Origin of the sequence: Microbacterium ureisolvens, from assembly GCF_015278315.1 — a bacterium.
Taxonomy (GTDB): Bacteria; Actinomycetota; Actinomycetes; order Actinomycetales; family Microbacteriaceae; genus Microbacterium; species Microbacterium ureisolvens.
The window spans coordinates 1-21,440 of the sequence record NZ_JADIJE010000006.1; the positions used below are offsets into that span (position 1 = coordinate 1).

Genomic DNA, 21,440 nt, shown 5'->3' on the forward strand with positions numbered 1-21,440 from the left:
GTCATCGTGGGATCACTCTTCTTGCTTCTTGGCGGAAACAGCTGGGTTCCCACGATGGCCCATCAACGTCTACGACGCCGAGGACCCCGCGGGAAGTGACACCACGCTATGGGACTCACCCGCGAGTCGTGCCACCTGAGCGACCAGGCCGAGGGACGTCCCCCTGGGCACGGCGATTCGGGCGTCACGACGCGAGGTCAGGGCAGAGAGAGCGCGGGCTCCCAGCCGCGGCGGAGGAGTGCGGCTCGCACGATCTCTGCCGCCCTGGGGCGGTCCCCGCGGATGTGCGCGGAGGTGAGCCGCACGACCTCCCAACCCGCGGCGGCGTACGCGATGTACTTGTCGATATCGCGGTTCCACTGCACGCGGTCGGTGCGATGGTGGTCACCCTCGATCTCCACCACCACCTTGGCGGCCCGATACACGACCTCGGAGATGCCCAGGAGCCCTCCCCGCCGGTCGCGGATCTCGACATCGAGTTCGGGATCGGGCAGGCCCGCCGCCATGGTGTCGAGCCGGAACTCGGTCTCAAGCGACGAGGCGCTGCCGACCCGGATCAGGGGGAGTGCCTCTCTGAGCTTGCCCACACCTGCACGCCGCCCGGCGTGAGTGGCGCGGTGGAGCTGCTCGATGCCGGCGAGGGCCCGGTGGTGCTGCAGCACTCCGCGATCATCGCGGGGCACGCGCACGATGGAATCGCCGAGAACCACCAGCTCGCGCACCGTGAGTTCGCCGGCGAGCATCGCCCAGGTCGTTGCTGGGGTCGTCATCCGCAATCCGTTGTGCGTATGGACGTGCGCGAGCGTCGGGGAGACCTTGATGCCCCGGACGCCGGCATGCCTTGGCGCTCGCGAGGGCGCGAACACTCCGACGACGAGGTCGGGCCCCGGGTCTATTGCGCCGCCCTGCAGCACTGCCGCGGTCCGCCCGGCGAGGAACATCGGGGGTGTCATCACCGTGCCGAACGCCGCGGCCCTCTGCGCCTCGGCGCGGCGCGCGAGCTCCCACCGTGACGGCGGGGCAGCGGCGGCTGGCGCCGCGGCGGAATCGACAAGCGCGACCTTCACGCGCGTGCCGTGGAACGGGGCCTCCACGTCCTTCGCGCGCAGGCGGTTCCGCGAAACGCCGGCCCCGAGCGCGTCGGCGACGGAGAAAACGTCGCCGAGTTCCGAAGGGAGTGGGGACGGATGCCGCGGCATGGGTCGACACTGCACGCTCTGCCGCCCCCGCCGGACGGGGCGCTGCCCGTTCGGTGGAAAGGTGCACTCAGCGTCGCGATGGGGAGAAGCCTCGCGGCGAGGCATCCCACCCGGCCCAAGATGTGTCAGGAAAAGCGACGTCCTCGCCGAGGTCGCCGCGTGTCGTGACACCTGAGCGGCCGGCCGGGTGGTTCGAGGGTCACGAAGGGTGGGATGGCGGGTGGGGTGTCGGCGTGTCGTGACACCTGAGTGGCCGGAAGGCGACACCGGCTCGCGCGGCGCAGCGCGGGCGCGAGGTGATGCTCAGAGGAGCGAGGCGAAGAAACGGGCCTGCTTGGGGAATTGGAACGCCTGACCGCCCTCGTGGCCGTTGTGGGTGTACACCTCGATCTGCTTCGTCGCGGTGGAGTGCCGGTTGAAGGCCGCGTAGACGGTCGACGGTGGGCAGATGGTGTCCATGAGGGCGACGGAGTACAGCGCCGCGGCATCCGCCCGCTTGGCCATGTTGACGCCGTCGAAGTAGGAGAGGGTCTCGAACACGCGCTCGTCGCGGCCGCGGTGCACCGCGAGATAGCGCACCACCTCCTGATAGGGGTCGTCGCCGGTGAGGCCGATCGCCCGCTCGAAGTGACACAGGAACGGCACGTCGGGCATGACGGCGACGATCCCGTCCGAGAGGCCGGCCGCGGCGATCGCGATGCCGCCGCCCTGGCTCGCGCCGCACACCGCCACCCGGTCGGCGTCGACCTGCGGCAGCGTCCGGATCGCATCGACGGCGCGCACGGCGTCGGTGAACACGCGGCGGTAGTAGTACGTGGCCGGGTCCTCGATGCCGCGGGTCATGAACCCGGACGACGAGGGACCGGTGCCGTGGGGATCGAGCGTGTCGCCGCCCGATCCCCACATCGAGCCCTGACCGCGCGTGTCCATGAACAGGTGCGCGTGGCCGGCGGCCGCCCAGCCGAGCCGTTCGCCGGCGAGACCGCGGCCGCCGCCATAGCCCTGGTACTCCACGACCGCGGGGAGCGGGCCCTCGGCGCCCGCCGGCAGGGTGAGCCAGGCCTTGACCGGATCGCCGCCGAACCCCGGGAACGTGACGTCGAAGACGTCGACGAGGGTCAACGGGCTGTCCGTGCGCACGAGCTCGGGTGCGGCATCCCACCGCCGGGCCTCGGCGATGGTGTCGGCCCAGAAGGCGTCGAAATCAGCGGGTTCGCGGACGTCGGGAGCGTAGGTCTCGAGGTCGGCGGGAGACAGGTCGAATCTCGGCACGGGGCGAGCCTAGCGTCTCGGATGCAAGCGGTTCGACGCGGCAAAGAAGAGGGCGACGAGGCCTCGATGGGGGAGGGGTATTCGAGGCCCCGCCGCCGGTCTCTGGAGCGCCGGAAGGCGCGGTGCGGGTGATGCTGCGGGTCTGTGGTGCGGGTACTCGCTCAGAGCCGGAACTCTGCGATGACCTCACCGTACTCGGTCTCGCCGACCGGTGTGAAGCCCACACGCTCGAAGAATGCCTGCGGACCCCCCTCGCCGGCTTCGTAGATGACGCTGACGTGGTCCATGCCGCGGTTGCGGGCCTCTTCGAGCAGCCCCTCCACCGCGAAACGGCCGACGCCGCGGCCCTGGTCGTCGGCATCGACGTTGATGCGCCACAGCACCGAGCGGAAGTGCTCCTGCGGGTCTTCCGGGTCGAAGTTGCCGCTCACGAAGGCGACGACCTCTTCGCCGTCGAGCACAACCCGCTGCCACGTCGTCTGGGGGTTCACGACGGTCGCCGCGATGCCGTAGCTGACCGGCGAGAGGTACTCCTCCTGGCCGGGCTTCAGCGACATATTGTTGACCGCCACGATGGTCGCGGCGGACAGTTCGACGAGTCGCAGATCAGCCATGGGCCCCAGGCTAGTGGGTATGGCGACATCCAGCATCGTGCCGGTGACGGATTAACACGGTGTTCATACGCCCAACTATCTTGACGTCGAGATATCTCGGACGGGCTTGCGATAGGCTGACGGCTGACCCGCAAGAAGGACGTGACTGGTGACCGACTCGACCATCATCTACACCTACACCGACGAGGCCCCGGCTCTCGCGACCGCATCGTTCCTGCCGATCGTGCAGGCCGTCACCCGCCAGGCGGGGGTGGACGTCGAGACGCGCGACATCTCGCTGGCGGGGCGCATCCTCGCGGCGTTCCCGCAGAACCTCACGCCCGAGCAGCAGGTGGGCGACGCGCTCGCCGAGCTCGGCGGTCTCGCGACCCTCCCCGAGGCCAACATCATCAAGCTGCCCAACATCTCGGCCTCGATCCCGCAGCTGAAGGCCGCGATCGCCGAGCTGCAGGCGCAGGGCTACGACATCCCGGACTACCCCGACGAGGCCGAGTCCCTCGAAGAGAAGGACGTCCGCGCGCGCTACGACCGCATCAAGGGCTCGGCGGTGAACCCGGTCCTCCGCGAGGGCAACAGCGACCGCCGCGCGCCGCTGTCGGTGAAGAACTACGCCCGCAAGCACCCGCACCGCAACAAGGCGTTCGCCGAGGGATCGAAGACGCGGGTCGCCACGCTCGGCCACGACGACTTCAAGTCGAACGAGAAGACCACGGTCATCCCGTCCGACGACGTGCTCTCGATCCAGCACGTCGCCCAGGACGGCACCGTCACGTCTCTGAAGACCGGCGTCAAGGTGCTCCCGGGCGAGATCGTGGACGCCACGTTCCTCTCGGCCGCCGCGCTCGACGCATTCCTCGCCGAGACGGTCGAGACCGCGAAGGCCGAGGACGTCCTCTACTCGGTTCACCTGAAGGCCACGATGATGAAGGTCAGCGACCCCATCATCTTCGGCCACGTCGTGAAGGCGTACTACGCCGACGTGTTCGACCGGTTCGGCGACAAGATCGCCGAGGCCGGTCTCACCCCGAACGACGGCCTCGGCGCGATCCTCGCGGGCCTGGCCGAGATCGACGGCGGCGAGGAGATCGCCGCGGCGTTCGCCGAGGCGACCGACAGCCCGCGTCTGTCGTACGTCAACTCCGACAAGGGCATCACCAACCTGCACGTCCCCTCCGACGTGATCGTCGACGCCTCCATGCCGGCGCTCATCCGCAACGGCGGCAAGCTGTGGGGCGCCGACGGCGGCGAGGCCGACACGCTCGCCGTGATCCCCGACTCGTCGTACGCGAGCGTCTACCAGACCGTGATCGACGACGTCGTGGCCCATGGCCCGCTCGACCCCGCCGCGATCGGCACCGTCCCCAATGTCGGCCTCATGGCTCAGGCCGCCGAAGAGTACGGCAGCCACGACAAGACGTTCGAGATCGCCGCTGCCGGCACCGTGCAGGTGCTGAACCAGGCGGGCGACGTGCTCCTCGAGCACGTCGTGCAGCCGGGCGACGTGTGGCGCGCGACGCAGACCAAGGACGTCGCCATCCGCGACTGGGTGAAGCTCGCGGTCAGCCGCGCCCGCGCCACCGGCGCCCCCGCGGTGTTCTGGCTCGACGAGAACCGCTCGCACGACGCGGCGCTCATCGCCAAGGTGCGCGAGTACCTGGAGGAGCACGACACCGAGGGCCTCACCATCGAGATCCTGGCCCCGGCGCAGGCGACGCAGTACTCGCTCGACCGCCTGCGCAAGGGCGAGGACACCATCTCGGTGACCGGCAACGTCCTGCGCGACTACCTCACCGACCTGTTCCCGATCCTCGAGGTCGGCACGAGCGCCAAGATGCTCTCGATCGTGCCGCTCCTCGCGGGCGGTGGCCTGTTCGAGACCGGTGCCGGCGGCTCGGCCCCCAAGCACGTGCAGCAGCTCCTCGCCGAGGACTACCTGCGCTGGGACTCGCTGGGCGAGTTCTTCGCTCTGGCGGCCTCGCTCGAGCACCTGGCCGACTTCGCCGGCAACGTCAAGGCGCAGGTGCTGGCCGACACGCTGGATGCCGCGACCGGCACGTTCCTCGAGAACGACAAGTCGCCGGGCCGCGCCCTCGGCACCATCGACAACCGCGGCAGCCACTTCTACCTCGCGCTGTACTGGACGCAGGAGCTTGCGAAGCAGCAGGCCGACCCCCAGCTGGCGGCGGCGTTCGCGCCCGTGGCCGAGAGCCTCGCGGCGAAAGAGCAGCAGATCGTCGACGAGCTGCTCGCCGTCCAGGGTGCGCCCGTCGAGATCGGCGGCTACTACCGCCCCGACGCCGCGCTGGTCGAGGGCGTCATGCGCCCGTCGGCGACCTTCAACGGGGTCATCGACAACCTGTAAGCCGAAGACACGGAGAAGAGCGGATGCCCCGGCCTGGGGCATCCGCTCTTCTCATCGGTCGTGCGGCGAGGCGTCGCTGTGTCCGCCGGTCAGGCGTGGACCCACACCTCGGTGCCACGGGCGGTCCAGTCGTAGACGAACTTCGCGTCGGCGTCCCACATGTTGACGCAGCCGTGGCTCTGCTGGAAGCCGAGCGACGAGCGGAACGCCGAGGCGCCGTGGAAGGCGATGTCGGGCGCGAACCACGTGATCCACGGCACGTCCTCGGTGCAGTAGCTGTTCACGGCGGACGGGTTGTAGCACAGCGCGCCCATGTCCTGGATGCGGGTGTAGGCGTTCACGGTGAATCGCCCGGTCGGGGTCGGGGTGGCGTCGCGCCCCGAAGAGATCGTGTAGGACCGGACGAGGTTGCCGTTCTCGAACAGGTGCGCCGTCTGCGCGGACAGGTCGACCTCGATCGTGCGGGCCAGGGTCGTGATGACCGGCTCGACCACCGTCACCGGCACCTGCATGGCCGCGTCACCCGTCGCCAGCTGCGCGCTGAAGTCGGCGGCCAGCGTCGAGGTGTCGCCGAGCTCGCGCCCGGACACGCCCGGCGCCTCTTCGCGGAGCACCGCGCCCGACGAGTTCGTGATGACCCGGCCGTTCTCCACCGGCCGGTTGACGGCCGCCGCCAGCCCGTCGACGGCGCCCTGGATCGCGGCGGTGTCGGCGGTGATGGCGAAGGCGTCGCCGTCGGGGGTGACGGAGAGCCAGGATGCCGCGACCGCCCGGTCGACCGGCACGGTGCGCTCTTCGCCGACGTAGAAGCCGACGCCGTCGAGCATGCCGTTCAGCTGCGTCACGGTGGCATCGGCCGTCTCCGTGGAGATGTCGGCGGGGATCTCGGCCGGGACAGGCTCCACCTCGACGCGGCTCTCGCCCGCCTCGAAGGCGGCCTGGATGGCAGCCTGAACGGTGGCCACGTCGACGCCGGCTCCGGGAACCGCCGGAGTCGTCACGTAGCTCGCCGTCGCCGCGTCGAACGCGAGCGTCGCGTCCACGGGGTCCGTGTAGAGCTGGGGAGCGGCGTTGCGGAGCGCCTCGGTCGCCGCGGCGGGGTCGAGCTCCACCTCTGCGTCAGTCGCGGCGAACCACGCCGTCGGGTTCCACATCGGGTGCTGCTCGAACGCGGCGTCGGCGAGAGCCTGCGCGTCGACGGCGGCGCCCAGCTCGGCGCCGGTGATCTCGGCGTCCTCGCCCGCACCGGTCAGCACGACGGTGGTCTCAGCGAGACGCTGTTCGATCGCCTCGGCCGCCGCGCCCGGCGTGTGCCAGCCGACCGGAACGCCGGCCACGGTCGTGCCCGGCGCGATGAGCATGAGAGAGGAAACCACGAGCCCCACGACGGCCACCCCGGCGGCGGCGCCGATCCAGATCGCGGTGCGCTTCTTGTTGGGCTTCGGCTCAGCCGGCGCCCACGCGAAGACGCCGGATCCGTCGGCGGGGGCGGTCGCGGGAGTGGCGGGGGTGTCGGCGGTCTGGTCGGCGGCGGCGGGCGTCTGCACCGGCGCGACCGCGGTCGCGGCGGCGGGGGCGAGCACCGCGGTCGGGACGGCGACGGTGGCGTCGTCGATGCTGTCGGGGTCCTCGTGATCGGCCGGAGCCTCGGTGTCGATCGCCGCGACGGCCTCGGCGTCGGCGTCTGCCTCTGCCTCGGGCTCTGCTTCTGTCTCGGGCTGCGCCGCTGTCTCGGGCTCAGCCGCGGGCTCCGCGGCCTCGGCCTCGGCGGCCTCTGCTTCGGCGGCCACCGGCTCGGGCTCGACACGATCGGCTGCAGGCGCTTCTGCCTCCGGCTCGAGATCGACGGCTTCTTCGGTGCTGGCCGACTCGAGCTCGACGGCTTCTGCGTCGGTCACGTCCTCGGCCTCTGCCTCCGGCTCTCCGTCGTCGACGGGCTGCGGCTCTTCGCCCGCGGCGGCCTGAGGCTCCTCGGTGACCTCCGGTTCCTCGGCAGCCGCCTCCGGCTCCTCGGCGGCCTCCGGCTCCTCCGCGTCGGCCTCTGGCTCCTCGACAGCGGCTTCCGGCGTGTCCTCGGCCTCAGCCTCCGCATCATCGGCGTCGTCGGCGGGGGAGTCATCCGCGTCGTCGGCGGGCGCGACGGAGTCTTCCGTCTCGGCATCCGCCGCGGTCGCGGCATCCGTCTCCTCGACGGAATCCGCCGCCCGGGCCTCGCCGGGCCCGGTCGTTTCCGCCGTCGCCGACGCTTCGCCGTCGATGACCTGTTCGGCCTCGACGGCGTCCCCAGCAGACGCCTGTGCGCCCTTTGACGTGGTCGCCAAATCTGTCACGCCTTCACCCCCGACTGTGATCAACGCTTCCCCTTATGGTAGGCGACCAGAACCTGGGTGTTGGTCACGGGCCGATCACGGATGAATCGCCGGTCACGCCGCGAAAGCGCGATCCCTTGCGTCGCCTGGTCACGCGTGCCAGGTCACGGTTTTGTAAAGCATCCGATCAAATTCGCCCGCGGGCTTGCGAAATGTTAGTTCGTAAGGTCTACTAACAAACATGCCCAACACGGAAGCGCAGCGCGGCCCTTCCAGTATCGACGCGCCGCCGAGTTCCCCCGCGAGCCCTCGCGCATTCGCTCCCGGCCGCACCCTGCGGCAGGGAGCGAAGGTGCTGCCCGAGCATGCGCGCGGGCACAACCGCTCGCTCGTGCTGCAGACCCTGTTCCACCAGGGCGCGATGAGCCGGGCCGACCTGTCGCGCGAGACCGGCCTGACGCGCGTCACCATCTCCGACCTCGTCGCCGAGCTCATCGCCGACGGATTCGTCGCCGAAATGGGCGTGCGCGAGGCGTCCGGCCCCGGCAAGCCGGCGATCCTGGTCGACCTCGACCACGCCGGTCACCGCATCATCGGCCTCGACCTGTCGGGCAGCGACACCTTCATCGGCGCCGTGCTCACCCTCGACGGCAGCATCGTCGCGCGCCGTGAGGTCGCCCTCCCCGCCGACGAGGACGTCGTCAACACCGTGGTCGACCTCGCACGTGGGCTCGTGGACGAGGCGCACGCCCCTGTCCTGGGCATCGGGGTCGGAACACCCGGTGTGGTCGACGACCACGGCGTGATCCTCACCGCGCCGAACTTCGGCTGGGCCGGCTTCGACCTCGAGGGCGCCCTGCGCGGTGCGCTCGGGCTCCCGGTCCTCGTCGCGAACGACGCCAATGCGGCCGTGCTCGCCGAGTACACCTTCGGCGGCGCGCCCGACGATGTGCTGCTGGTCAAAGTCGGCCGAGGCGTCGGCTCCGGACTGCTCCTGGCCGGCCAGCCCATGCGCGGCAGCCGCTTCGCCGCGGGCGAGATCGGTCACGTCACCGTCGGCACGGACGGCGGTCCGCAGTGCGCATGCGGCAAGGTGGGCTGCCTCGAGGCTTGGCTGTCGGTCCCGTCGCTCACCTCGCGGCTCCAGGCGGCCACCGACCCCGCCGCGCACGAAGGCATCCTCCGCGACGCGGGGGAGCGGCTCGGCATCGCGCTGGCCCCGGTCGTGGGTGCGCTCGACCTGTCGGAGATCGTGATCTCCGGCCCACCCGAACTCCTCGGCGGGTCCCTCGCGGATCAGACCGTCGAGACACTCCGCGCACGCACGCTGGCCCCGTCGCACGACGACGGCGTGCGAGTGCGGATGACGGAGCAAGGCCAGGACATCGTCCTGCGCGGCGCGGCCGTCATGGTCCTGTCAGGCCAGCTCGGGGTGTCCTGACACAGCACTGCCAGCCGGGGTCGCCCCGGAACCCCGATTCCCCCCGGATGGGTCGCCCGGCCCAGCCGACACCAAGAGAACACGAAGGAAGACACCATGAAGAAGACGCTCGGAGCCGTGGCGCTCATCGGCGCCTCGGCACTGGTGCTCGCCGGCTGCGCCGGCGGGAACTCGTCCAGCGGATCGGACGACGCCTCGGGGTTCGACCCCGAAGGCGCCAAGGACCAGAACATCACGTTCTGGGTCATGGGCGGTGACACCCCCGACGAGCTGCGCGAGTACCTGAAGGACGAGTACAAGGCGGCCACCGGCGGCACCCTCACCATCGAGGAGCAGTCCTGGGGCGACGCGCTGACGAAGCTGGCCAACCAGCTCCCCGACGCGAAGAACACCCCCGACGTCACCGAGATCGGCAACACCTGGTCGCCGACCTTCACGACGGCGGGCGCGTTCAGCGACCTCAGCGGCATCTACGACGAGCTGGGCGGCTCCGACCTGCTCCAGTCGTTCGTCGACGTCGGCACGGTCGACGACGCGCAGTACGCGCTGCCGTACTACTTCGGCTCGCGCTACATCACCTACCGCAAGGACATCTGGGAGGCGGCGGGCCTGGACGTGCCCACGACCCTCGAGCAGTTCAACGAGGATGTCAAGACGCTGCGCACGGCCGACCAGTCGGGCTTCTACATCGGCGGCGAGGACTGGCGCAACGGCGTCTCGTGGATCTTCGCGAACGGCGGCGAGCTCGCCGAGAAGGACGGCGACAACTGGGTCTCGACGCTCAGCGACGAGAAGACCATCGCGGGTCTCGAGCAGTTCCAGGACCTGTTCCAGAACGCCTCGAACGCGCCGGCCACCGAGGACGACAGCACGCCCTGGGTCAACATCAACAACGACAAGACCGGCAACCCGCCGACGGCGGCCACGATCATCGCACCCGGCTGGGCGCACTGGTCGATCGGCGACTTCGTCGAGGAGAAGACCGCCGACGACGGCACCGTGACCGAGGTGCGCGAGTGGAACGACGACACGTTCGGCGTCTTCCCGCTCCCGGGCACGACCGAGGGCGAGGCCGCCCCGGTCTTCGCCGGCGGCTCGAACATCGGCATCTCGGCCAAGAGCGAGAACCAGGCGGGCGCCAAGGAGCTGCTGCGCATCATCTTCTCCGACGAGTACCAGCAGATGCTCGGCCAGAACGGCCTCGGCCCGGCGAACACCGAGTTCGTCGACTCCCTCGGCGATGACATCTTCGCCTCGGCGCTCATCGAATCGGCGCTGAACTCCAAGCTCACCCCGGCCGCGCCGGGCTGGGCGGCGGTGGAGGGCCAGAAGATCCTCGAGGAGTTCTTCGGCAAGGTCGCGTCGGGCGGCGACATCCCCGCGCTCGCCGAGGAGTACGACGAGAAGATCGACGCCATCATCAACGGCTGACACCGTTCAGCCCTCCGGGGTCGCGGACACGCGTCCGCGACCCCGGTCCCCTGCGAGACCCCCTAAGGAGGCGGGCATGGCGGTCGCCGCCCCCACCACGCTCAAGACGAGCGGCAAGCCCCGCGCCGGGCGCGAGGCCCCGGCCGACGGATCCGTCGGCGCCCGGCGTCGCTCGCCCGTCCCCTACTTCCTGCTGATCCCCGCGATCGCCATCCTGCTGTTCGGCATGGGCTACCCGGTCGTGTGGCAGGTCATCACGTCGTTCCAGAAGTACGGTGCGATGCAGCAGTTGGGCGGCAAGGCCCCCGACTTCGTCGGCCTCGAGAACTACATCGCCGTCGCGACGAGCCCCACGTTCTGGGAGGTCGCGGTGCGGTCGGTGATCTTCTGCATCGTCACCGCGTTCGTCACCGTGGTGATCGGCATGGCCCTGGCGCTGCTCATGACGCGCGTCCCCTCGGGCGTGCGCATCACCCTCCAGATCTCGCTGCTGCTGGCGTGGGCGATGCCCGTCGTGGCGGCCATGACGGTCTGGATCTGGCTGTTCGACCGCCGCCGCGGCGTCGTGAACTACCTCCTCGACCTCATCCCCGGCGTCGAGATGAACCAGTTCAACTGGATCGGCGGCGACCCGTTCGTGTTCTTCATCGTCGCCTCTGTGATCGTGACCTGGATGTCGGTGCCCTTCGTCGCGTTCTCGGCCTACGCGGGTCTCACCCAGGTGTCCACGGAGATGGTCGAGGCGAGCCAGCTCGACGGTGCCACCGGCTGGCAGCGCCTGCGGTTCATCGTGCTCCCGATCATCCGGCCGGTCATCATGATCGTGCTGCTGCTCAACCTCATCTGGGACCTCCGCGTTTTCACGCAGATCACGATGCTGCAGGACGCCGGTTCGAACTCGAGCGACTACGACCTGCTGGGCACGTACATCTACAAGATGGGCGTCGCGGGCCTGAACTTCGGGCAGGGCGCAGCGATGGCGATCTTCGTGCTCGCCCTCACCATCGTCCTCAGCTGGTTCTACATCCGCAGTCTTCTGAAGGAGGACCAGGTCTGATGTCCGCGTCCGCACAGCTCGCGCCCACTCCGGCGCCGTCCCGGCCGGAAGCCTCCCGCGCCGTCGTCACGCCGAAGCGTCGTCGCCGCGGCCGCGGGGCGACCTGGGGCTGGAGCATCCTCGCGATCCTCGTCTCGGTGATCTGGGTGTTCCCCGTCTACTGGATGGTCAACTCGTCGATGCTCTCGTCGGCGACGCTCGAGTCCTTCACCCCCACGTTCCTGCCGTTCGGCGGATCGCTGGCCAACTACCGCGGTGTGATCGACGGCAGCTTCCTCAGCGCCCTCGGGATCAGCCTGTCGGTGACGATCATCGCGGTCTTCTTCTGCCTGCTGTTCGCGTTCCTCGCGTCGGTCGCGATCAGCCGGTTCCGCTTCCGGGGTCGCACCTCGTTCGTGCTGGCCATCCTCATCATCCAGATGCTTCCCGCCGAGGGCCTCTTCATCGCGCAGTACAAGATGATGAGCGAGCTCGGTCTGCTCTCGAACGTCCTGGGCCTGAGCCTCCTGTACATCGCGGCCGTGGTCCCGTTCACGGTGTGGATGCTCCGCGGCTTCGTCACCGGCGTGCCGGCCGAGCTCGAAGAGGCGGCGATGGTCGACGGCCTCAGCCGCACCCAAGCCTTCATGCGGATCACCCTGCCGCTGCTGGCACCCGGGCTCGTGGCATCCGGCGTGTTCGCCTTCCTGCAGTGCTGGAACGAGTTCACCGTCGCCCTGGTGATCATGAACGCCGAGAACCAGACGCTGCCGCTGTGGCTGCGCGGGTTCGTGCAGCAGAGCGCGAGCCGGGCGATCGACTGGGGCGAGGTGATGGCCGCGTCGACCATCGTGGCGATTCCCGTCATCGTCTTCTTCGTGATCGTGCAGGGCCGCATGACCAGCGGACTCGTCGCGGGGGCGGTCAAGGGCTGATGCGGGTTCACCACGACACGACCTCCCGCGGGGAGGTCGGCCGATGAAGGTCGGGCTCGACATCGGCGGGACCAAGACCGACGCCGTCGCGGTCGACTCCGCGGGCGGGATCGCAGGCCGCATCCGCATGGCCACCGGATGGGGACCGGATGCCGTGGCACAGACGGTCGTCGACGCCGTGCGTGCGCTCGGCGCCGAGGCCGGCGTCGACCTCTCACGTGTGCGATCGGTCGGCGTCGGCATCCCCGGCCAGATCGAGCCGGGAAGCGGCCGCGTCGTGCACGCGGTGAACCTCGGCGTCGAAGAGCTCGACCTGGCGTCGGCGGTGGCCCCGCGGCTCGGCGTGCCGGTGCAGGTGGAGAACGACGTCAAGGCCGCCGCTCTGGGCGCCCACGCGCTGCACACGAACGGCGGAGCGCCGGCACCGGGCTCCATGGCGTACCTGAACCTCGGCACAGGCATCGCCGCGGGCATCGTGTCGGACGGCGAGCTGTGGCGCGGCGCCCGCGGCACGGCCGGCGAGGTCGGCCACATCTCGGTCGATCCGCGCGGCCCGCTGTGCCGCTGCGGTCAGCGCGGATGCATCGAGGCCTTCGCGGGCGGGGGAGCGATCGCCGAGAGGTGGGGACGCCGATCGGCTCTGCCGGTGCGCGACGTGTTCGACGCCGCCGACGCGGGCGATCCCGAGGCTCGAGAACTGCGGGCGGGACTCGCCCGCGGCGTGGCGGCGGCGATCAGGGTGCTGGTGCTGACGGCCGACGTCGATATCGTGGTCCTCGGAGGGGGTGTGACGGCGTTGGGCGATCGACTGATGACGGATGTCGCAGCCGAGCTGTCGGCCAGCGCCGAGGCGTCACCCTTCATGCGTTCGCTGCACCTCGCCGAGCGGGTCGAGCTGCTGCCGCCGGGTTCGCCGGCCGCCGCGCTCGGTGCCGCGCTGGTGGGTGCCGAGGGCGATGCCACACACGACACCGAGGAGGCCCTGGTCCATGGCTGAGATCGTCATCGTCCGAGACAAGCAGGCGGCCGGCGCGCTCGTCGCCGATCACATCGCGGCGCTCATCCGCGAGAACCCCGAGACGGTCCTCGGTCTCGCGACGGGCTCGACCCCGCTGCCGGTCTACGAGGCGCTGCGCCCGCGGCTGGAGGGAGTGGACGTGTCGGCCGTGCGGGGCTTCGCGCTGGACGAATACGTCGGCATCGATCCCGCGCACCCCGAGAGCTACCGATCGGTGATCACGCGCGAGGTCGTGGAGCCGCTGGGTCTCAACCCGTCGCTGATCCGCACGCCGGACGGTACGCCCGAAGGCATCGAGCACCACGGCCAGGACTACGAGGAGGCGATCCTCGAAGCAGGCGGCATCGACCTGCAGATCCTCGGCATCGGCACCGACGGCCACATCGGCTTCAACGAGCCCGGGTCGTCGTTCGCCTCGCAGACCCGCGTCAAGACGCTCACCGAGCAGACGCGTCGCGACAACGCGCGGTTCTTCGACTCGATCGACGACGTGCCGATGCACTGCATCACGCAGGGACTCGGAACGATCCTGCGTGCGCGCCACCTCGTGCTGCTCGCGTTCGGCGAGGGCAAGGCGGCCGCTGTCGCGGGCGCTGTCGAAGGACCCTTGTCGGCCTCCCTGCCCGGGTCGGCGATCCAGCTTCACGCCCGCGCGACGGTCGTCGTCGACGAGGCCGCGGCCTCGCAGCTCAAGCGCGCCGGCTACTACCGCTACGCGTACGACAACAAGCCCGACTGGCAGGGCATCTGACTTCGACCCGTCGGCGAGATCAGGAGATCCGGCGGAAGCAGGACTTTTCGTCTCGGATCGTCCTGCGTGCGTCGAATCTCCTGCCTTGGAGAACGGATGCTGCGGCTCAGTGGGCGAAGACCTTGCCGGGGTTGAGGATGCCCTGCGGGTCGAAGACGCGGGTGATGTCGCGCTGCAGCTGCCACTGGTCGTCGCCGAGCTCGTCGGCGAGCCAGCGGCGCTTGAGGACTCCCACGCCGTGCTCGCCGGTGAGGGTGCCGCCCAGGCGCAGCGCGGCGCGGAACAGGTCGTCCGCCGCCGCCCAGATGTGATCCGGCGCTTCGGCCACGCCGAACTCGTCCACCCCGCCCCCCGAGCCCGACGAAGGGTCGAAGATGAAGTTCGGGTGCAGGTTGCCGTCGCCCGCGTGCGCGACGGTCGGGATGACGACGCCGTGCTCGCGCTCGACGCGGGCGATCTCGTCGAACATCGCCGGCAGGGCGCTGCGGGGCACCGAGACGTCTTCGATCAGAGCGGTGCCGAGCGTCTCCATCGCCGGATGCATCGACCGGCGGATCGCGAGCAGTCGCTCGCCCTCCTCGCGGTCGTGGGACAGGGCGACGGTCCCACCGGCGGTGCGCAGGACGGCGGCGATCGCGTCGGCCTCGACGGCCGCCGCCGGACCGTCGGTCTGGATCGTGAGCTGCGCTGCGCCGGGCGTCGGCGGGTCCAGCGACAGGAGCGCGTGCACCGCCGCGAGGGACGCGGCATCCATCAGCTCCATGATCGCGGGCTGGGCGCCGGAGGCGGTGACCGCAGCGGATGCCTCGGCCGCCGTGCGTACGTCCGCGAAGGTCGCGGCGATCGTGCACACCTCGCCGGGCACGAGGCGACGCAGCTTCAGCGTCGCGCCGACGATGACGCCGAGCGTGCCCTCGGACCCGATCACGAGGGAGGTGAGGTCCAGACCGGTCACGCCCTTCACGGTGCGGTGGCCGAGCCGCAGCAGGCGGCCGTCGGCGAGCACGAGGTCGACGCCCAGCACCGCGTCGCGGACGACGCCGTACTTGGCGCACAGCAGCCCGCCGGCGCCGGTGGCGATGTTGCCGCCCACGGTCGAGATCGCCCGGCTCGCGGGATCCGGCGCCCACCACAGGCCGTGCGCAGCCAGGGCGGTGTTCAAGTCGGCGTTGAGGATACCGGGCTCGACCACCGCGAGCAGGTCGTCGGGGCTCACCTCGAGGATGCGATCCATGGCGCGCACCGAGAGTGCGATCTCACCGGTGCCGGCGTTGGCGCCGCCGGCGAGGCCGGTGCCCGCACCGCGGGTCACGACGGGTGTGCCGGTGCGGGACGCGATGCGCAGAGTCTCCTGCACGTCGTCGACGCTGCGCGCGTGCACGACGGCGAGGGGCTGACCCGATGCCGCGTGCCCCGACTTGTCGGCGCGCGCGGCCGCGAGTGCGGCCGGGGCGGTGTCGACGCGGTCGCCGAGAGCAGCGCGCAGCAGCGAGAGGGCGTCGGTGCCGGTCACGATGCGTTCGTCACACCAGGCGACGGCGACCGGCGATCACGCCCGCGGTGACGGCCACGACGCCGAAGGCGAGTCCGATCCAGGCGTTGCCCATCGACCACCAGGCGATCGTCGCCGACGCGTAGACGAGCAGCTCGACGATCGCGCGCACGAAGGGGTGGACGGCGAACACCGCGCGGGGCGACACGAACAGCGCCCACGCGAGGATGGCGAACGCCGGCGCGGCGATGCCGGCCACGATGTTCCACGGGAACGGCCACATCGTGAAGCCCCACAGCGCGAGCGTGCCGAACGCGAAGATCTGGCACACGAAGGCGATGATGTCGACCGCGGTCATCGGTGCGCGCGTTCCGGGTGCGGGTTCGGCGGGCTGCGCGGGCGTGACGGGGGGCGTGTCGGACATGACCTCCAGTCTACGGCGGGCCTCAGGGCGCGTCTGTCGCAGCGGGCTCGGGTGAAGAGGTTGGGTTGGCGGCTGCGCCCGCGGCCTCGGGTGTGGGCGTGGGCGTGGGCGGCGAGCCGGCCGGCCGGCCTGGCATCGGCGCGGCGCCGGAACGGCCGTGCGTTCCCGACGCGCCCGGCGCTGCCGAGGTCGACCGCCCGCGGGGCGTGGTGCGCGCAACCTCGGACTTGCCGGGTGCGCTGGAACCTGCGACCTGGTCCTCGACGACCGGAACATCGGCTACTGAGGTGAGGGCGCCGTCCGCGGTCCCAGTGGCGCCGCCTGCGCCGCCCGTCGCAGACTTCCGGCTTGCGGCCGGATCGTTGCCGTTCCCGGTGCCGTTCGTCGGGCTGCCCCTGCCGGTGCTGCCGCCGTTGCCGGTCTTTCCGCCGTTGCCGTTGCCGGTGCCGTTGGTGGGCTCGCCGTTGCCGGGGAACTCGGCGTTGCCCGTGCCGACCCCGTGGTTGCCGCCGTCGACGGGGCTGCCTCCGCCGGCGGGGTCGGCGCCGTTGCCGTTGCCGCTGCCGCCGCCGTTGGCGACGCCGTTCTCCGCGCCGTTGCCGCCCGCGCTCTGACCTGCCGCGGGTGCAGCGCCCTGCGAGGCCCCGCCGGCGCCGGTTTCGGCGACGCCGCCCGGTACGGTCTCGGGGATGACGGGGATGTCGGCCGGCCCGGGGCCGGGTTCCTCCGACAGGACCAGTGCCGGATCGGCCGGATCGGTGATCCCCGCGACCCCGCCGGGGTCGAGGGTGGTGACGGTGGTGGTCTTGGTCGGTTCAGGCGCGGGCTCTCCCGCCGGGAGCGCCACCGCAGCGGCGACGACGCCGCCCACGACGACGAGGCTCGCAGCGGCGAGCCCGCCCGCGGCACCGATGCCGGCGAACGCCGACACCCCCGCCGTTCCTGCCGCGACGGCCGTCGTCGCGCCGACCGCGGTCGCGGCTCCGGCCCCTGCGGCACCCGCGGCGCCCGCGGCGCCGGCGGTCGAGCCGAACGCCGTCGCGCCCGCCCCGAATCCGGTTCCGGCCGCCGCCGTCGCGCCGGCGCCGGTGGTGCCGGCCGCCGCGCCGGTGGATCCGGCCGCCCCGCCCGCCAAGCTCACGGGGCCGGCCACCACGACGCCGGGCGTGACGCTCGACGGCATCGAGGCCAGGGCGACGAGCGTGGCGCCGCCGCCCTGGACGGTCGCGAGGTAGCCCGCCGTGCCGACGGCGCCGACGGCCAGCGGCAGCAGCACGAGCGCGAGCCGGCTCGACACCTCGCGGGCCTCGCTGGCCACGATCGAGCAGCGCGCGCACTCCGCCAGGTGGCGCTCCACCTTGGCGTGATCGCGGCGCCCGAGGTTGTGGCGGGAGTATGCGCCCAGCCGCTCGACGGTCCACTCGCACTCCGAGCCGTCCTCGAGGGACCGCAGGTGAGCCTGGATCCAGGCCTCGCGTAGACCCTCGCGTGCACGGAACGTCAGCTGGGCGACCGCGGTGGGCTTCATGCCGAGCAGGGGGGCGATCTCGGCGGGCTTCATCCGCTCGATCTCGGAGTACCAGAGCACTTCCTGCCACCGGGTCGGCAGACTGCGGAACGCCTGGTGGGTGAGGCTGCGATCGAGAGCCGCTTCGCTCTCGTGCTCGGCGGCCGACGGGTCCTCGACGCCGTCGAGCTCGTCGTACGCGGTCTCGCGCCTCGCGCGGCCCCAGGCCGCGGCGGTGTTGCGGATGCTCGTGAACAGATAGGCGCGGAAGGAGCCGGTGGGTCCACCGCCGTTGACGATGGAGTGGTAGATCCGGGTGTACGCCTCCTGCACCAGGTCGTCGGCGTCGAGGCTCGGGGTCATGTTGCGGGCAACCGTCACGCCGGCGCGATAGTGGCGCCGCCACAGCTCGGCGAAGGCACTCGAGTCGCCCGAGCGCGTCCGCACCACGAGATCGGAGTCGGCGACGACGCTCGTCTGCGACTCGCGCACTTCGTCGTGATCCATGAGTCCCCCAGCTCCGCGGGCGCACCCGACGGCGCATAGCCCCGGGTGTGCGACGCGATCCTCGCGACGCGGCTCGTTCCATTGTCGTTGCAAGCAGGAGTTTCCACCAGTGCTCGCTCGCCCCCTCGTTGCGGGGGCTGATGCGCGGGCAGTCGGCCTGATCGCCGTCGAGAGAGATTTTCCGGAACTCGCGTAATAGACCCCACCCCTCGCCGTCTCTTTGGTCAGAGTGGCTGGCCGCCCTTGTGTGGGGCACGACGGCGGTCGCCCCCGCGGTTCGTCCGCGGATGTGGCGGGGCTCGAAGGTATCTCGGGGGAGGGACCTTCGGCCCCGCCCCTCTTTTCGCCCCGGTGGCGTCAGACCTCGCGGCCGCCCACCCATACCCGGCGCACCGCGAGCGCGTCGTCGAGCAGCACTCCATCGGCGAGTCCGCCCACGTCGAGGCGGCCCAGGTCGTCGCGGCCGATCGCGTGCGCGGGCCTGGTCGAGAGCGCGTGCACGGCGACGCCGAGGTCCACACCGGCGCCCACCACGTGACGCAGCGCCGCGTCCTGAGTGAGCGTCGAACCCGCGATCGCGCCGCCCTCCGCGAGGCGTGCGACCCCGTCGGTGACCTGCACCGCCAGTCCGCCGAGCACGTAGCGCCCGTCGGAGGCGCCGGCGGCCGCCATCGCGTCGGTGATCAGCGCGATCCGGTCGCCGGCCACGGCGAACAGCGTGGCGATGAGCTCGAGGTCGACGTGCACGCCGTCGGCGATCACCTCGAGGGTCACACGGTCGTCGCGCAGCGCCGAGATGACGGGGCCGGGTGCGCGGTGGTGGATGCCGGCCATCGCGTTGAACGCGTGCGTCAGCAGCGTCGCACCGGCGTCGAAGGCGCGGCGCGTGGTCGCGGCGTCCGCGTCGGTGTGCCCCACGGCGACCGCGACCCCGGCCCCGGCGAACCGCCGGATCGCCTCCATCGCGCCCGGCCGCTCCGGGGCCAGTGTCACCTGGCGGATCGTGCCGCGTCCCGCCTCGAGCAGTCGGTCGACGGATGCCGCGTCCGGCGCCCGCAGCAGCGACTCGGTGTGCGCGCCCTTGTGGCCGGGATCGAGGAAGGGGCCCTCGAGGTGCGAGCCCAGGATCGTGGGATCCACGTCGCACAGGTCGGCGACCATCGCCACGCGGGCGGCGAGGTCTTCGATCGGCGCCGTGATGAGCGAGAGCACGGCGCGCGTGGTGCCGTGCGCGCGGTGCACGGCGCGTGCCACGCGGACGGCGTCGAGGCCGTCGTCGAACGAGGCGCCGCCCCCGCCGTGCCCGTGGATGTCGATGAACCCCGGGACGAGGCATCCGCCCCCGCCGTCCACCGTCTCGTCCGCGCGCGGGCGCTCGGCGCCGACGCCCGCGGCGGCGACCCGTTCGCCGTCGAACAGCGCCCACGCATCGGAGCGGCCGGAGTCGGCGGCGGAGGATCCGAACAGGCGCACGGAGTGGACGAGGGTGCTCATGCGGTGCTCCCGATCAGTGGGTGAGGGTCACTCGGCGACCCAGGGGATCTCGTCGGTGGCATGGAACCCGATGCCCATGCTCGTCCAGAGCGGGCCGAGGGCGCCGACGCGCTCGCGGAAGGAGGCCCACGTGCGCAGGTCGCTCGCGCCCGTCGCCGGCGACCAGGCCGCCTCGGCGGCCGCGGCGGCGCGGGGGAAGGCCATGGTTTCGATGTCGGCGGCGGTGCGGATCGTCTCGGTCCACAGCGGCGCCTCGATGCCGAGGATGCCGGCGTCGTTGACGCCCGGGATCACGGCGGCGGGCTCCCACGAGTACGCGCGCTCGACGCTCGTGGGTCCGTTCGCCCACGTGAGACCCGGCTCGGGGGCCGCCGGGCCGCTGCTCGGTTCGGGGTACTTCATGTCGAGGTAGATGGCGTCGGCGGGGGAGAGGATCAGCTGCCCGCCGTTGTCGACGAACGCGCGTGCCTTCTCGGCCATCCCCTCCTGCGGGGTGCGGTAGCCCCAGTACTGTCCGATCGTGGTGTCGGCGATGCCAGGAGCGGCACCGGCCTCGTGCCACGCGACCGGCGTCTTGCCGAGGTCGGCGACGATCTCGCTGACACGGGCGACGAAGAGCGCGAAGTCCTCGTCGCTCGTCGACAGCGACTCGTCGCCGCCGAAGTGGAGGTACGGTCCGGGCGTCATCGCTGCGAGCTCGCCGAACACGTCGGCCACGAAGTCGTAGGTCGCCTCCTCGTGCACCTTCAGCGACGAGAAGCCCACGGCCATCCCGTCGTACGGCACGCCGGGGCGGGGCTCCTCACCGCCGTAGTCGCGGATGATGTCGCGCATGTGGTCGCTGATCGTGGGATCCTCCGCCAGCTCCGGATACGCCAGCCCCACGGCGTGCGTGTGGCCGGGCATGTCCACCTCGGGCACGACGATCATGTGGCGCGATGCCGCGTACGCGACGATCTCGCGGTACTGGTCCTTCGTGTAGAAGCCGCCCGGGTCGCCGCCGACCGCGGTCGCCGATGCGCGGGCGGTGAGCTCCGGGCGGGAATCGAGCTGGATGCGCCACCCCTGGTCGTCGGTGAGGTGCAGGTGCAGCGCATTGAGCTTGAGCGATGCCGCGCGGTCGATGTACCCCTTGACGGTCTCGACCGGGTGGAAGTGCCGCGCGACGTCGAGCATGACGCCTCGGTACGCGAAGCGGGGGCTGTCGTCGATGGTCACCGCGGGCACCGACCACGCGTCGCCGTCGCGGGTGAGGAGCTGGCCGAGGGTCTGGACCCCGTAGAACAGTCCTGCCGCGTCCGCGCCGGTGATGACGACGGATGCCTCGTCTACCGTGATCCGGTACGACTCCGGCTCGCCGGTCGCGGCATCGACCCGCAGCTCGATGTCGCCGCTCGCGCCGGTCGCCGGCGTCAGCCCGGTGCGGGCCTCGATGATCCCGGCGAGGGCGGCCGCCGCATCCGTGTCCCCTGCGAGGCCCGTGGCGGACGAGAGCCGGAACGGCGCACCGGACCCGGCCTCGATCGAGGCGGGGGCGGGCACGACGGCGGGAAGCGACACGGTTTCTCCATTCTGTGCGACCGGGGTGCAGCCGGCCAGCACTGCAGCGGCGAGGACCGCTGCGACGACAGCCCGTCCTCGTCGACGA

At 71.3% G+C, this 21,440-nt stretch carries 16 protein-coding genes; 7 read left to right on the forward strand and 9 right to left on the reverse strand.

The window, feature by feature from the left end; all coding sequences use genetic code 11:
* Nucleotides 1-197: 197 nt before the first annotated feature.
* The 3 genes from IM767_RS10705 to IM767_RS10715 form a co-directional block, all read right to left on the reverse strand.
* Nucleotides 198-1,304: a hypothetical protein gene (locus IM767_RS10705; RefSeq protein WP_162564247.1), complete on the reverse strand. Its 1,107-nt coding sequence runs from the start codon at nt 1,302-1,304 to the stop codon at nt 198-200.
* Nucleotides 1,305-1,502: 198 nt separating this feature from the next.
* Entirely contained in the window at nt 1,503-2,471 is a 969-nt protein-coding gene (locus tag IM767_RS10710) for an acetylxylan esterase (protein WP_109209810.1), read from the reverse strand.
* A gap of 161 nt (nt 2,472-2,632) precedes the next feature.
* Nucleotides 2,633-3,085 (reverse strand): GNAT family N-acetyltransferase, encoded by a 453-nt coding sequence (locus IM767_RS10715; protein WP_109209811.1) that lies wholly within the window; start codon nt 3,083-3,085, stop codon nt 2,633-2,635.
* A gap of 148 nt (nt 3,086-3,233) precedes the next feature.
* Between IM767_RS10715 and IM767_RS10720 the strand changes: the two genes are divergently transcribed.
* Entirely contained in the window at nt 3,234-5,447 is a 2,214-nt protein-coding gene (locus tag IM767_RS10720; protein ID WP_109209812.1) for an NADP-dependent isocitrate dehydrogenase, read from the forward strand.
* 89 nt (nt 5,448-5,536) lie between these two features.
* Here the strand turns inward: IM767_RS10720 and IM767_RS10725 are convergent, their stop codons facing one another.
* Nucleotides 5,537-7,768 carry a L,D-transpeptidase family protein gene (locus IM767_RS10725; RefSeq protein ID WP_198425871.1) on the reverse strand — a complete coding sequence of 744 codons (2,232 nt, stop codon included), beginning with the start codon at nt 7,766-7,768 and terminating at the stop codon, nt 5,537-5,539.
* 229 nt (nt 7,769-7,997) lie between these two features.
* On the opposite strand from IM767_RS10725, the gene IM767_RS10730 reads away from it, so the two are divergent.
* From IM767_RS10730 to IM767_RS10755, 6 genes are all read left to right on the forward strand, one after another.
* Nucleotides 7,998-9,197 (forward strand): ROK family transcriptional regulator, encoded by a 1,200-nt coding sequence (locus IM767_RS10730; protein ID WP_109209813.1) that lies wholly within the window; start codon nt 7,998-8,000, stop codon nt 9,195-9,197.
* Between the two features lie 96 nt (nt 9,198-9,293).
* Nucleotides 9,294-10,628 (forward strand): extracellular solute-binding protein, encoded by a 1,335-nt coding sequence (locus IM767_RS10735; protein WP_109209814.1) that lies wholly within the window; start codon nt 9,294-9,296, stop codon nt 10,626-10,628.
* 76 nt (nt 10,629-10,704) lie between these two features.
* On the forward strand, nt 10,705-11,685 hold the full coding sequence (locus tag IM767_RS10740; RefSeq protein ID WP_109209815.1) for a carbohydrate ABC transporter permease: 981 nt from the start codon (nt 10,705-10,707) through the stop codon (nt 11,683-11,685).
* The gene (locus IM767_RS10745; RefSeq protein ID WP_109209816.1) at nt 11,685-12,599 is read left to right on the forward strand and encodes a carbohydrate ABC transporter permease; all 915 of its coding nucleotides are present in this window, start codon (nt 11,685-11,687) and stop codon (nt 12,597-12,599) included. Before IM767_RS10740 ends, IM767_RS10745 begins: the two co-directional genes overlap by 1 nt.
* Nucleotides 12,600-12,642: 43 nt before the next feature.
* Complete coding sequence (locus IM767_RS10750; protein ID WP_109209817.1) at nt 12,643-13,596, forward strand: ROK family protein; 954 nt, start codon at nt 12,643-12,645, stop codon at nt 13,594-13,596.
* On the forward strand, nt 13,589-14,368 hold the full coding sequence (locus IM767_RS10755; protein ID WP_109209818.1) for a glucosamine-6-phosphate deaminase: 780 nt from the start codon (nt 13,589-13,591) through the stop codon (nt 14,366-14,368). The genes IM767_RS10750 and IM767_RS10755 overlap by 8 nt, the downstream gene beginning before the upstream one ends.
* A gap of 106 nt (nt 14,369-14,474) precedes the next feature.
* Here the strand turns inward: IM767_RS10755 and IM767_RS10760 are convergent, their stop codons facing one another.
* From IM767_RS10760 to IM767_RS10780, 5 genes are all read right to left on the reverse strand, one after another.
* Nucleotides 14,475-15,881, reverse strand: coding sequence for an FAD-binding oxidoreductase (locus IM767_RS10760; protein WP_422613774.1), 1,407 nt, complete (start codon nt 15,879-15,881; stop codon nt 14,475-14,477).
* Nucleotides 15,882-15,891: 10 nt separating this feature from the next.
* On the reverse strand, nt 15,892-16,284 hold the full coding sequence (locus tag IM767_RS10765) for a YrdB family protein (RefSeq protein ID WP_109209820.1): 393 nt from the start codon (nt 16,282-16,284) through the stop codon (nt 15,892-15,894).
* A gap of 22 nt (nt 16,285-16,306) precedes the next feature.
* Nucleotides 16,307-18,298, reverse strand: a complete 1,992-nt coding sequence (locus IM767_RS10770; protein ID WP_109209821.1) for a sigma-70 family RNA polymerase sigma factor — start codon at nt 18,296-18,298, stop codon at nt 16,307-16,309.
* 357 nt (nt 18,299-18,655) lie between these two features.
* Complete coding sequence (nagA, locus tag IM767_RS10775; RefSeq protein WP_109209822.1) at nt 18,656-19,792, reverse strand: N-acetylglucosamine-6-phosphate deacetylase; 1,137 nt, start codon at nt 19,790-19,792, stop codon at nt 18,656-18,658.
* 27 nt (nt 19,793-19,819) lie between these two features.
* The gene (locus tag IM767_RS10780) at nt 19,820-21,352 is read right to left on the reverse strand and encodes a beta-N-acetylhexosaminidase (RefSeq protein ID WP_194398865.1); all 1,533 of its coding nucleotides are present in this window, start codon (nt 21,350-21,352) and stop codon (nt 19,820-19,822) included.
* Nucleotides 21,353-21,440 lie beyond the last annotated feature (88 nt).